Source organism: Pseudomonas donghuensis, from assembly GCF_000259195.1.
In the GTDB taxonomy this organism is placed as follows: Bacteria; Pseudomonadota; Gammaproteobacteria; order Pseudomonadales; family Pseudomonadaceae; genus Aquipseudomonas; species Aquipseudomonas donghuensis.
The window spans coordinates 21,264-33,524 of the sequence record NZ_JH650769.1 but is presented as its reverse complement, the minus strand read 5'-3'; the positions used below and the strand labels follow the sequence as shown (position 1 = coordinate 33,524).

The window sequence follows — 12,261 nt, the reverse complement described above, 5'->3', positions numbered from 1 at the left end:
AAAGCGGCGCCAGGCCGACTGGCTGGGCATCGCCGCCATGGCCCTGGGCCTGGGGGCGTTGCAGATCGTGCTGGAGGAGGGCGGACGCAAGGACTGGTTCGACTCCTCATTCATCATCGGTTCCAGCCTGTTTGCAGGTGTCGCCCTGGTGCTGTTCATCCACCGGCAGTTGTGGGGCGAGCGGCCCTTTATCAACCTGCGCCTGCTGGCCAGTTACAACTTTGGCGTCGCCAGCCTGGCCATGGCGGTGTTCGGCGCGGCGACGTTCGGCCTAGTGTTTCTGGTGCCCAACTACCTGTCGCTGGTGCAGGGTTACAACGCCCGCGAGATCGGCATCAGCCTGATCGCCTATGGCATGGTCCAGTTGCTGCTGGCGCCATTGTTGCCGCGGCTGATGCGCTGGCTCAATGCCAAGTTGCTGGTGGCCAGTGGCTTCGCGATCATGGCCTTGGGGTGTTGGCTGGGGGCGCATTTGTCGAACGATGCCGCCGCCAACGTGATCATCCCCTCTACCGTGGTGCGCGGCATCGGCCAGCCGCTGATCATGGTGGCGCTCTCGGTGCTGGCGGTCAAAGGCCTGGACAAGGCCCAGGCGGGCTCGGCCTCGGCGTTGATCTCGATGCTGCGCAACCTCGGCGGCGCGGTGGGCACGGCGTTGCTCACGCAGTTGGTGTCCCAGCGTGAGCGCTTTCATTCCGAGCGTATCGGCGAGGCGGTGACGATGTTCGACGGCGCCTTGCAGCAGCGTCTGCCGCGCGGGCTGGTCGATGTGCAGGCGCCGCAGGTGATGCAGACGCTGAGCCTGATCGATCATAGCGTGCGCCAGCAGGCTTACCTGATGGCTTATTCGGACGCCTTCTACCTGTCGTGCCTGGCCCTGGCCGCCTGCGCCCTGGCCTCGTTGCTGCTGCGTCAGAAAGACGGCTGATCAGTCCGGCTGCGCCGTGCCATAGGCCTGGGCTTTGCCAAAATAGGCTGAGGGCGACACCCCCAGGGTGCGGCGGAACATGGCGCTGAAGGCGCTGGGGCTGTCGTAGCCCAGGTCCAGCGCCACATCGAGGATGGGATGCCCGGCGGCCAGCGAGTCGAGGCTGGCCAACAGGCGCATGCGTCGCAGCCACTGGATGAAGCTCAAGCCGGTTTCACGCTGGAAGGCGCGGGTCAGGGTGCGGGCGCTGGTGCCGATCAGGCGGGCGGCGCGCGCAAGGTTCCAGTCTTCACTGGGCGCATCCCGCAGGGCCTGGCACAGCTCGGCCAGTTGCGGATCGCGGGGGGAGGGCACGTGCAGGGCCATGATCGGCAGCACGCGGATCTCATCGAGGATCAATTGCATGACCCGCTCGTCGCGCCCTGCGCGCGGGTAGTCGGCGGGAATGTCCATGGCGCTGATGATCAGCTGGCGCAGCAGCGGCGAGATGTCGATCACCTGGCAGCCCTGGGGCAGATCCGTGCGCGCTTGTGGGTCGATGAACAGGGTACGCATGCGTACCGCGCCGGCCATCTTCAGGTCGTGTTCGACCGCCGCCGGCACCCACACACCACGCCCTGGCGGCACCACCCAACTGCCCTGCAGCGAGTTGACCGTGATGACCCCGCTCAAGGCGTGGATCAACTGTGCGCGGTTGTGGCAATGGGCAGCGATGCGTTCGCCGTGGCGGTAGTTTTCGGCCAGGGTGAGGATGGGCGGGTTAGTCACGGTGGTAGGCATTCATCCGCTGACCCGAAGGCGGCATAGTTGTTGGATCCAAGGTTCTAAAATGCCATTATTGATGGGTCCTTCTATCTGAATCAAGAGTTACGCATGGCCCAGGCGCTCAACACCCTCGTCAGTTTCGCCACCAGCTGGGGAACCCGTTTCGGCGGTATAAACAGCTTCAACTATGACCTGTTGGGGGCGTTTGCCATCTTGTGCTGCCGGCAAGTCGAAACGGTCTGCGTCGTGCTCTGGGCAAACGACGAGGACTTTGTCGATGCGGCAAGCAAGCAGGTTCGCCTGATTTCGCTCGGGCTGGAAGGGCAGAAGCATTTTTCTCCCGAGCTGAAATCGAGCGTACGCAACGCGCTTGATGCTGAAAAAGTGAGCTTGGGGACGGATACGGTCTGGCTGGGCCATGATCGTATTACCGGAGATATCGCCGTGGCTGCGGCGCACGCATGGAAGGGGCGGTCGGCGCTGATCCACCACATGAGTTACAGCCATTATGAAGCGTTCGCGGAAAACAGCGTGGATGCTCGCGGCAAGGAGGATCAGCAGCGGGCGTTGTTTCAATCTGCCGATGTGGTCATGGCCGTGGGCCCACTGTTAAGAGATGCGCTTCTCGATCTGCGCGAAGACGGCGCCGTTGCGATGCTGGTGCCAGGGTTGCCGGAAATTGACGCGAAAGGAGCGGCGCCGCGTAATTTCAAGGCGATCCTGAGTGGGCGCTTGAGTGAGGACGCGCGCAAGATCAAACAGGCACATCTGGGGGTCGCAGCGTTCTCCCAGGCCATACGAGTCGCGGACACCACGCCTCATCTGGACAACGTGTTCCTTGCCAAAAGGCAGCCGAGCTTGTTGCTGCGTGGCGTCGACTTCGAGAAAAGCGAAAGTGAACAGATCGGCGAAGCAGAACTTGAACTGCGCTGCTTCGCCGAGCAGCACGCGGACCGTGCGTACAACCTTAAGGCGCTGCCATTTACCACAGACCGCAAGGCGCTGTTCACGGATATCCGAAACGCCAGTGTGGCGATGATGCCGTCCTGGCATGAAGGCTTCGGCTTGGTTGCCTGGGAAGCTATTGCGGCGGGTGTGCCAGTTGTCATCAGCGACAAAAGTGGTGCTTACCAGATGCTGGAGGAATGGCAGGAAGGTTTGTACAAGGGGCATGTAACGTCTATCGATGTGCGTGGTAGCAATATCGATCCTTTTTACAAGGAGCAGGACATACAACAGTTGGTCGGCGCGTTGAATGTGGTCGGCAATGATTCGTCCAAGCGCAGGCAGGCCGCTAGTTTGCGTGAGGCGCTGGCAGCTGAGTTTACCTGGACCGCGTGTGCCAGAGCCTGTGCGAACGCATTGGGTTGGGACATTTCTGAATCGGCAACTACATCAGTTCCCAGCGTGTCCACAGCGGCGCAAACGCCACTTGAATTTGACTGGCTCAGTTGCCCTGGCCGATCGAGCGCCGCAATGGGCCACAGCGATAGCCAACTGCTGCGCGCGGAAGCGGCTGTGGTGCCTTTTGACAAGGATCGCGAGCCGTTCTTGAACCTGCAGTTGGACTGGGTCAAGGCCCCCACCCATTCATTGGCAATCAGGCTACTCACCGGTGCTGGAGGGGTGGGGAAAACCCGCCTGGGATTGGAGCTGTGTCAGCGCTTGCGGGAGAGTGGCTGGCTCAGCGGCATACTGTCCAGCGAGTTTACCGCCAGTAGCATGGCTCGGGGGGGGCTGAGCAGCTGAAGGCTGCCAAGCAACCTTCGCTGATTGTGATCGACTATGCCGAAACCCGACAGGACGCATTGCTGGCACTGATTAAAGTCTTGCACAACGGTCGGTTCGAACAGCCGATACGTATACTGCTTCTTGCCCGAGATGGCGGCGAATGGTGGCGGCGGCTGCCAGAACACGACAGCGAGTGTGAAGGCGTGCTTAGCGGGTCGCAAACGAGCGGCCCTTATCAACTGCCTATGCTTCATGAGTCTGTGGCCAGTCGTCAGCGCGCGTATCAGGAAGCCTCGCTGGCATTTGCTCAGCATTTGAACATCGGCGCAGTTGATCTTCAGCCCAACCTTGAAGCCGAGCATTTTGATCGGCCGCTGTTCATCCAGATGGCGGCACTGATGACGTTGCGAGGGGAGTCTGCAAAGTCCGCCGAGGGATTGCCCAGGGCGGTCCTCAACCATGAGTCGGAATATTGGCAGAAGACCTTGGCAGCACAGGGGTTGGCGGACGTCCAGTCGCTCCGTCAAGCGACAATGCTGATGACCTTGTCGACGTTAGTCAGTGGCATACCGACCGCTCGGGTACTCGATGATATTCTCGATTTGAAAGCTGAGGAACGCGCCAATCTTAAGCGTCTCTACGATGTCTTGACCCCGCTCTATCCTGATCGACAAGGGCTGCAAGCACTGCGCCCTGACTTGTTGGGAGAAGCGCTGGTGGCGAAAGTATTGCTGGAGCACGGCGGTTCTGTGTTCGAGCGCGTGCTGGCCGAGGGCAGCGGCAGCCAGGTCCGTTCGGCATTAACGGTTGTTGCACGGATGCTGCGCTATCGGGAGGATCTTGCGCCTGCGGTGTCTGATGTGATTGATCGGCAGTTTTCAGCCACCATGGACGGGTGGATTGCTGTTTGTCTGGAAACCCGCAGCCCACTGCCTGGCATCCTGGAAGGTATTTTTTCGCAGATGAGTCCTAAGCGAAAAATACAAGTGGCCGGTGCGTTGAAGGACAAATTACAGGTTGAAATGATCGCGTTACTTGGATTGCGCCAGCAGGTAGGGGAAGTGCTGGTCGGACACTTTAGTGACAAAAATGACAAGGCTGGACGTAAGGGCGATGTTGCACGGTCGTCCGCCTTGAAATGGCACTCGAAAACGCTTCGCTACATTGGTCAGTCGGTGTTGGCGAAGGACACAATGGAGCAGGCATTGAGTGTCTCGCGATCCATTGCTCAGCGAGATCCAAGGCATACCCCGGCCCTGATAGACCTTCTTTGTGACATCTCTCAGCATCGCGCCGAGTTTGGCATGTCGGACAGTGCCATGTCCGCGATTGAGGAAGCGCTGGTGTTGGTTCGCAAGCACGGCACGATCATGGTACAGCAACGGGCAAAGGTGCTTGGCTTGTATGCACTGCGACTGGATGAGTGCGGGCAGGGCGACAAGGCCATTGACTACGTCAAGCAGTCCTTGGAACTGCATCGAAGTGCCAGCCAGGCCAATATTTCGCAGTACCATAAAAATATGGGGGTTGCGTACAATCGTTACAGTAATTTGTTGGGGAACAACGGATGTGATGAAGATGCCCTTCAGACCGCCAAACGTTCATTGGAGTCTTACCGTCAGCTTATCGAATGCCGCGGATACCCTGATGATCCGGACTGGGTTATCTCGCTGAATAATTATGCCAATCGGTTGTCGCAGCAGGGCGACATGGAAGAGGCTATTTCATATATCGAAGAAGGGTATTCGATTGCCACCAGGCTGGCGGAGGCCAAACCTGAGCGCTTCACAATCGATCTGGCTGACGCGGGGTACAGCTACTCGCTGATTCTCGGCGAGCATGGAAATATTGCCAAGGCGCTTGAGGTGGGCGACGTTGCGTTGAAGGGCTATCAAGGGCTGAATGAAGCTCATCTGCTGTATCGGCACGGCATCGATCGAGAGAAGTGTCGATTGTTAGTGGCCATGTGGCGCTGGCTGGACTCAGGCCAGGACCTGTATGCCGAAGCGAGAAAACCTTTGGAAATGGAAACGCATCCCGAGGTTCAAGGTATTGCTTTTCAGCGCTTGTGGTTGTGCGCGATAGCGGTTCCCGATCAGGCGCATTTGCAAAGCGCTTTCGAGCATTGGGAAAGCCTTAATCGTGCTGATCAACATGCGTGGAAAACAGGTTATTTCTTGATATCGGCATTGGCTGAACATTTTCTGGGTGCTGACGACGCACCCTCCGAATGGCGTACGGAATTCCTGACGTATCTACAAAAGCGCAACGGCCATTTGCCGTTCTGGATGAGCGAAACGCTCAAACGTCTGGGTTGCTCGTTTCCAACGCCATAAGGAAAAAGCGGACATCCCCTTACGCTATATCACTGGCCTCGAACTCCGCCGCGAGAAAATCCAGCAAGCTGCGCACCGACGGCAGCAATCCGCGGCGCGAGGCAAACACCGCATGCACCACGCCGCACTCCGGTGCCCAGTTCGGCGTGGCTTGCACCAGCCGGCCGGCTTCGAGTTCTTCGCGGATCACCACCAGCGGCAGGTGCACCACGCCCACGCCGGCCACGGCGGCCTGACGCAATACCACCAGGTCATCGGTCACCAGCCGCGGGTTGTGCCGCAGGCTGGCGCGGGCGCCGTCGGGGCCGAGCAGGTGCCAGTGATAGTCGCGCTGCGGATAGCCCCAGTGCAGGCTGGGCAGGCTGCTGAGGTCGGCAGGTACCGGCCGCTGCGGCAGGCGCTCAAGCACTGACGGCGCCGCCACCAGGTACTGGGTGCTGCGCGCCAATACCTTCATCACCAGGTCGCTGCTTTCCAGCGGCGGTACGCGCACACGCAGGGCGATGTCGATGCCTTCCTGGATCAGGTCGACCTGACGGTTGGTGCTTTCGATATGCAACTGCACCAGCGGGCACTGGACCATGAAGCGGGTGAGCATGGCCCCCACCCAGAAATCCAGCAGCGCCGTCGGGCAACTCAAGCGCACGATGCCCTGGGGTTCGGCACGGTTGCGCTCGATCAGTTCGGCGGCGCCCTCGGCTTCGACCAGCATGGCCAGGCAATGGCGATAGTAGGCCTGGCCGATTTCGGTCACTGAAAAATGCCGGGTCGAGCGCTGGATCAGGCGCACGCCCAGGCGTTCTTCCAGCCCGGCAATGCGCCGGCTGAGCTTGGACTTGGGCATGTCCAGGGCGCGGCCGGCGGGGGCAAAGCCGCCGTGATCGACCACCTGGGCAAAGTAGTAAAGGTCGTTGAGGTCTTCCACCAGTGTTCTCCAAATGGAACGCTGAGGGCAGTTTAACCGATCTACCGCCGATGTCGTTGCGCTCGTATGGTTATAGCCATGCACGAGAGGAGGCATCTGATGAAAAAGATCCAAGGCGTCTACAGCAGCCCGCACCCGCATTGGGTGGGTGATGGCTTCCCGGTCCGTAGCCTGTTTACCTACGACAACCTGGCCCAGCACATCAGCCCGTTCCTGCTGCTGGACTATGCCGGCCCCCACGACTTCACCCCGACCACCGCACGTCGCGGGGTCGGCCAGCATCCTCATCGCGGTTTTGAAACCGTGACTATCGTCTACCAGGGCGAACTGGAGCACCGCGACTCCACGGGTGCCGGCGGCCTGATCGGCCCGGGCGATGTGCAGTGGATGACCGCTGCCGGCGGGATTCTCCACGAGGAGTTCCACTCGCCAGCCTTCGCCGCCAAGGGTGGCACCCTGGAGATGGTCCAGCTGTGGGTCAACCTGCCGGCCAAGGACAAATCGGCGCCGGCCGGTTACCAGACCCTGCTCAGCACTGACATCCCGCAGGTGCCGCTGGGCAACGGCGCTGGCACCTTGCGGGTAATTGCCGGTGCATTCCGTGGCCATCAGGGGCCGGCGCAGACCTTTACGCCCATGGATGTCTGGGACCTGCAACTGAAGGCCGGCGCGCCGCTACGCCTGCCTAGCGCCGCTGGGCGCAGCACGGCGCTGGTGGTGTTGCGTGGCCAGTTGCTGGTCAACGGCGAGCGCCAGGTCGGTGCCGCGCAACTGGTGCTGTTCGACCGCGCCGGTGACGAGCTGCTGCTTGAAGCGCAAAGCGATGTATCGGTGCTGCTACTGAGTGGCGAACCGCTGGACGAGCCGATTGTCGGTTACGGCCCATTCGTGATGAACAGCGATGCCGAAATCGCCGAGGCCTTCGACGATTTTCGCGCCGGACGCTTCGGCCAGATGAGCGGGCAGGCCGGGCCGCGTCACCACAACTAGTCTCATAAACCCGAAGGAGAATATGCCATGAGTACATTTGCCAACGTTGCCAACTTCAACGGACAGGTCCCGCGCATCGACCCCGATGACGCTGCGATGCTGCTGATCGACCATCAGAGCGGCCTGTTCCAGACGGTCAAGGACATGCCCATGACCGAGTTGCGGGCCAATGCCATCACCCTGGCCAAGATCGCATCGCTCGCCAGGATCCCGGTCATCACCACTGCCTCCGTGCCGCAGGGGCCCAATGGTCCGTTGATCCCGGAAATTCACGAAGCCGCGCCGCACGCCCAGTACGTGGCACGCAAAGGTGAAATAAACGCCTGGGACAATCCCGAATTCGTTGCCGCCGTAGAGAAGACCGGACGCAAGACCCTGATCATCGCCGGCACCATCACCAGCGTGTGCATGGCCTTTCCGAGCATCAGTGCGGTCAATGCCGGCTATAAAGTATTTGCGGTGATCGATGCCAGCGGTACTTATTCGAAGATGGCCCAGGAAATCACCCTGGCGCGCATCATGCAGGCCGGTGTGGTGCCGATGGACACCGCCGCGGTGTGCTCGGAAGTCCAGCGCACCTGGAACCGCGAAGACGCCCAGCAGTGGGCCGAAGCCTACAGTTCTGTGTTCCCGCATTACCAATTGCTGATCGAAAGCTACCTCAAGGCGCAACAGGTGGCCCGCGACAACGAACTGCTCGATTCCCAACGCTGATCCCTCATGTCCGGTGCCCGGCACCGGCGTCTCAACGCAAGGAGTAAGACCATGACCAAGCCCTACGTCCGTCTGGACAAGAACAACGCTGCCGTCCTGCTGGTCGACCACCAGACCGGCCTGCTGTCGCTGGTTCGAGACATCGACCCGGATCGCTTCAAGAACAACGTGCTGGCCGTTGGCGACCTGGCCAAGTACTTCAAGCTGCCGACCATCCTCACCACCAGCTTTGAAACCGGCCCCAATGGCCCGCTGGTGCCCGAGCTCAAGGCGCAGTTCCCCGAGGCGCCGTACATCGCCCGCCCCGGGCAGATCAACGCCTGGGACAACGAAGACTTCGTCAAGGCGGTCAAGGCCACCGGCAAGAAGCAACTGATCATTGCCGGGGTGGTGACTGAAGTGTGTGTGGCCTTCCCGGCGCTGTCGGCCCTGGAAGAAGGTTTTGACGTGTTCGTGGTCACCGATGCTTCCGGTACGTTCAACGAGCTGACCCGCGACTCGGCCTGGAACCGCATGTCGCAAGCCGGCGCGCAGTTGATGACCTGGTTCGGCCTGGCCTGTGAGCTGCACCGCGACTGGCGCAACGACATCGAAGGCCTGGGTACCTTGTTCTCCAACCACATCCCCGACTACCGTAACCTGATGACCAGCTACAACACCCTCACCAACGGCAAATAACGCCGTGCACTGATCAACGGCCGGGTGCTAGCGTAGCCCGGCCGTCGTCGTATCGACATCCCCCTGAAGGGCAGACCTTTGGGGCGCCGAAATTCTGCGAAACCTCTGGCGTCGTGAGGTTTGCGCAGGTGATGATCGGCGCATGAAATCTTCCACCTTGGCTGGCCATCGTCGCACCGTGCGGCCGGGCAGCGTCATCAGCTTCTGGCTGCCCTATCAGCCACCGTTGCACTGGCCGTCGCTGCTGGGGTTCTTTGCCGCGCGGGCGATCACCGGGGTCGAGACGGTCGTGGCGGGGGTGTATGCGCGCAGCTTCGATCTTGCCCAGGGCCAGGGCATCGTCCAGGTGTCTCAGGCGCGTGGGCACCGGCTGAAAGTCACCGTATTCGGCGCCTCTGCGCGAGCGCTGCCAGGTATGCTGGCCAGGGTCCGACGGGTGTTTGACCTGGATGCCGAACCGCACAAGATCCAGGCGCAGCTCAGTCGCGACCCGTTGATGGCGCAACTGATCAGCCTGCGTCCGGGGCTGCGTGTGCCGCGCGGCTGGGACGCGTTCGAGCAAGCCATGCGTACTGTGCTGGGCCAGCAGATCAGCGTGGCCGGGGCCATCACCCTGGCCGGGCGGATGGTGGCGGGCTACGGCCAGCGACTCCCCGCGCATGTGCAGCAGTTGCCCGGCTTGACCCATGTGTTCCCCAGGGCCGAGGCCATTGTTGATGTCGACCTCAGTGGCCTGGGCATGCCGCGCTCCCGGGCCGCGACCTTGTCGACCCTGGCCCGGGCTCTGCGCGAGGACCCGCAGCTGTTTGGCCCGGACCGTGACCTGGAGGCCTGGGTCCAGCGCCTGTGCCGTTTGCGCGGTATCGGCCCGTGGAGCGCCCACTACCTGGCCCTGCGCCAGATGGGCGCGGCCGATGCCTTGCCGCTGGGGGATGTAGCCCTGATCAAGGCCTTGCGCCTGCTGGAGGGCCCCGAGGCGCAACTGGCACAGCGCGCTCAGGCCTGGCGCCCATGGCGCGCCTATGCCGCCCAGCACTTGTGGGCGTCGCTGAGCTGACTCAACCGGACTGGCGCCACTTCACATCGCTAACACCGTAGCGCTTGGCCAGGGGCCTGCTGACTTTTTTCACTTTTTCGTGCCCGTAACGGCCTATTCGACCAATACCGGCGTCGCAACTAGCCCAGTGCCAGGCATCGGCGTTGTCCATCGTTTCGGCGCGGACGATAAAGGACTTGTGATCGCCGTGCAGTTGGTAGTCGATGACGAACAGTTTTGCGTTTTCCATAGGGCTGGAAAGATCCTTACAGAGCAGTGACCAGGAAAATCTCTTCAATGCTTTTAGTGAGTGCTGCGCCTGCAGAAAAATTCCATTGGATTTCAGCCCGTCAGTGGGTGCCGCTGACGCTCAGGTGCCGGGCATCCTTGGCAAACACCACCTGCTCTAGGCGGTGAGCGATACCACAGGCCAACGAGTCATAGGCGGGAATGACCTTTTCTTCGGTCGACAGACAATGAAAAATGTCCAGCTTGCGCTCGGCCTGGGCGGTCTCCTGCTCGAAGATGCGCACGTAGCGCTCCAGGTCGTTGTTCAGGCTCGAGAGGTATTCACGCAGGCGCGAATGGTCCACTGCGCTTTGGCTGAAGTGCCAGGTCATGGGGTGGATGAGAAAGCGTGAATGCGGTGCGGCGACGCGCTCGGCGGCTGCCAGGTACATGATGATGCCCATTGACTCGATGTTGCCGGCATTGACAGCGCACAGCGGTACCGGCAAGGACTTGAGAAAGCTGTAGAGCGAGAACCCGAAGTTGGTGCTGCCGCCAGTGGTCGACAGAAACAGCAGCAACGAGGTGGCGCCATCAGCGATGGCCTGCAGGCACCGATCGCGAAAGCGCTCGGTGGTGTCCTGATCGATCTGGCAATGGAAGTGGATCACCTGTTGGCTCATTGCGCTCTCTCGGGACCGACGCACATGACGTGCGCCGGTCTTTCGTCCGTCAGCTACGGCCGCCACCACTGGGTTTGCGGGGCTGGTCCTTGTCCATGTCAGGCTTGCGGGGCTGGCCAGCTGCGCCGGAGGCCTGGCCACCTTTTTTCCCGGCATCAGATGCTTTTTGCTTGTCGTTAGCGAAATTCCCGGGATTCGAAGTGCCTTTGTTAGCCATGATTCTCTTCCTCTTGTGAATGTTCGCAAGGCGTTTGCCTTACATAAGTTGGGAGACGGCCGCGCTGGGCAAAGTTTGAAATATTTCGCCGCTTCATGACGAACGGTCAGGGCACCGACCATTGCTGCCTTGTATGGGGTAGCGGTGCGGTATCAGCAATTACAATTGGCATCTGGGGCTGGTCGGGTACTAACTCAATATTCGGGCCTTACGACACGAGGATCGAAGCATGTCACTGATTGGTGTTTCTACGCTTGAGCTGTGCCATCTGATCGAACAGGCCTTTCTGCCTGAACGGTGCATCGTGTCCTGCCTCGATGGTGAGCATCTGACCCTTCAACTGGGGCAGGGCGATACCCTCGGCGAGTGCCTGACCGTCACCGGAATCCATGTGCACAGCCTTACCACCTGCCATGAACTGGCCGCCCTGGTCGCCCAGGTGCGTGAAGAACAGCGCCTGGGGCGTAGCCATATTCCCCTTACGCCCCAAGCGATGGTCTGAAGACTCAGCCCGGATGCCCGGTCAGCCAAAGCTGGCCGGGCGCAGGTATTCAGGGTTGAGCACGTTGAACCAGAACAGGATCATCGACACCAGGATGGTCACCAGTACCAACAACCCCACCGCCCAGACACTGGTCGAATACAGCAGGCCGTCTTCCTTGCGCAGGCGCAGAAAAGTCGGCAGGCCAATGTAGAGCAGAAAGGTCGCATAGGCCGACGCCACAGCCAGCACGATCAGCGCCAGCCAGCGTCCGGGGTAGAGCCCGGCGACACCGGCGACGAAGTATGGCGTGGCCGTGTAGGCGGCAAAACCGATGCATTGATTGAGCGTGGGACGTGCGTCGAAGGTGCGTGACATCCAGCGAATGAACCCGCCCATGATTATCAGCCCGAGCACGCTGGTGGCGTACAGCAGCACGCCCAGTTCGGCGGCGCTGGTCACACTCAGGCGTACCCGCTCGGTGCCGGCCAGGCTCCAGCCAATACTGGTGGTGCCAATGAACAGGCACAGGGCGGGAATCAGCGCCAT

At 61.0% G+C, this 12,261-nt stretch carries 13 protein-coding genes and 1 pseudogene; 8 read left to right on the top strand and 6 right to left on the bottom strand.

The features are described 5' to 3' along the window. Positions 1–928: pseudogene (locus tag UW3_RS29685) on the top strand (MFS transporter); the annotation flags it as partial. Here UW3_RS29685 and UW3_RS0116990 read toward each other — a convergent pair. After that, complete coding sequence (locus tag UW3_RS0116990) at positions 929–1,708, bottom strand: AraC family transcriptional regulator (protein WP_010223838.1); 780 nt, start codon at positions 1,706–1,708, stop codon at positions 929–931. Between the two features lie 93 nt (positions 1,709–1,801). Between UW3_RS0116990 and UW3_RS0116985 the strand changes: the two genes are divergently transcribed. Further along, positions 1,802–3,442 carry a glycosyltransferase gene (locus UW3_RS0116985; RefSeq protein ID WP_010223837.1) on the top strand — a complete coding sequence of 547 codons (1,641 nt, stop codon included), beginning with the start codon at positions 1,802–1,804 and terminating at the stop codon, positions 3,440–3,442. Positions 3,443–3,468: 26 nt separating this feature from the next. Beyond that, complete coding sequence (locus UW3_RS0116980) at positions 3,469–5,760, top strand: tetratricopeptide repeat protein (protein ID WP_010223836.1); 2,292 nt, start codon at positions 3,469–3,471, stop codon at positions 5,758–5,760. 19 nt (positions 5,761–5,779) lie between these two features. Here UW3_RS0116980 and UW3_RS0116975 read toward each other — a convergent pair whose 3' ends face one another. Next, entirely contained in the window at positions 5,780–6,688 is a 909-nt protein-coding gene (locus UW3_RS0116975; RefSeq protein ID WP_026001379.1) for a LysR family transcriptional regulator, read from the bottom strand. Between the two features lie 96 nt (positions 6,689–6,784). Here UW3_RS0116975 and UW3_RS0116970 point away from each other — a divergent pair, with 96 nt between their 5' ends. From UW3_RS0116970 to UW3_RS0116955, 4 genes are all read left to right on the top strand, one after another. Then, positions 6,785–7,675: a pirin family protein gene (locus UW3_RS0116970; RefSeq protein WP_010223834.1), complete on the top strand. Its 891-nt coding sequence runs from the start codon at positions 6,785–6,787 to the stop codon at positions 7,673–7,675. Positions 7,676–7,702: 27 nt separating this feature from the next. Next, complete coding sequence (locus UW3_RS0116965) at positions 7,703–8,389, top strand: hydrolase (RefSeq protein WP_010223832.1); 687 nt, start codon at positions 7,703–7,705, stop codon at positions 8,387–8,389. A 51-nt stretch (positions 8,390–8,440) separates the two neighbouring features. Continuing rightward, the gene (gene ycaC / locus UW3_RS0116960; RefSeq protein WP_010223830.1) at positions 8,441–9,067 is read left to right on the top strand and encodes an isochorismate family cysteine hydrolase YcaC; all 627 of its coding nucleotides are present in this window, start codon (positions 8,441–8,443) and stop codon (positions 9,065–9,067) included. A gap of 142 nt (positions 9,068–9,209) precedes the next feature. After that, positions 9,210–10,124 (top strand): DNA-3-methyladenine glycosylase family protein, encoded by a 915-nt coding sequence (locus UW3_RS0116955; RefSeq protein ID WP_010223828.1) that lies wholly within the window; start codon positions 9,210–9,212, stop codon positions 10,122–10,124. A 1-nt stretch (position 10,125) separates the two neighbouring features. Here UW3_RS0116955 and UW3_RS0116950 read toward each other — a convergent pair whose 3' ends face one another. The 3 genes from UW3_RS0116950 to UW3_RS30285 form a co-directional block, all read right to left on the bottom strand. Then, on the bottom strand, positions 10,126–10,353 hold the full coding sequence (locus tag UW3_RS0116950; protein ID WP_010223825.1) for a DUF6555 family protein: 228 nt from the start codon (positions 10,351–10,353) through the stop codon (positions 10,126–10,128). A 100-nt stretch (positions 10,354–10,453) separates the two neighbouring features. After that, positions 10,454–11,014, bottom strand: a complete 561-nt coding sequence (locus tag UW3_RS0116945) for an ATP-dependent Clp protease proteolytic subunit (protein ID WP_010223824.1) — start codon at positions 11,012–11,014, stop codon at positions 10,454–10,456. Positions 11,015–11,063: 49 nt separating this feature from the next. Beyond that, complete coding sequence (locus UW3_RS30285) at positions 11,064–11,231, bottom strand: KGG domain-containing protein (RefSeq protein ID WP_081492811.1); 168 nt, start codon at positions 11,229–11,231, stop codon at positions 11,064–11,066. A gap of 229 nt (positions 11,232–11,460) precedes the next feature. Here UW3_RS30285 and UW3_RS28285 point away from each other — a divergent pair, with 229 nt between their 5' ends. After that, positions 11,461–11,733: a DUF1652 domain-containing protein gene (locus UW3_RS28285; protein ID WP_081492810.1), complete on the top strand. Its 273-nt coding sequence runs from the start codon at positions 11,461–11,463 to the stop codon at positions 11,731–11,733. Positions 11,734–11,754: 21 nt separating this feature from the next. Here the strand turns inward: UW3_RS28285 and UW3_RS27155 are convergent. After that, positions 11,755–12,261 (bottom strand): Yip1 family protein (locus tag UW3_RS27155; protein WP_010223822.1); only part of this gene is annotated, 507 nt, incomplete at its 5' end.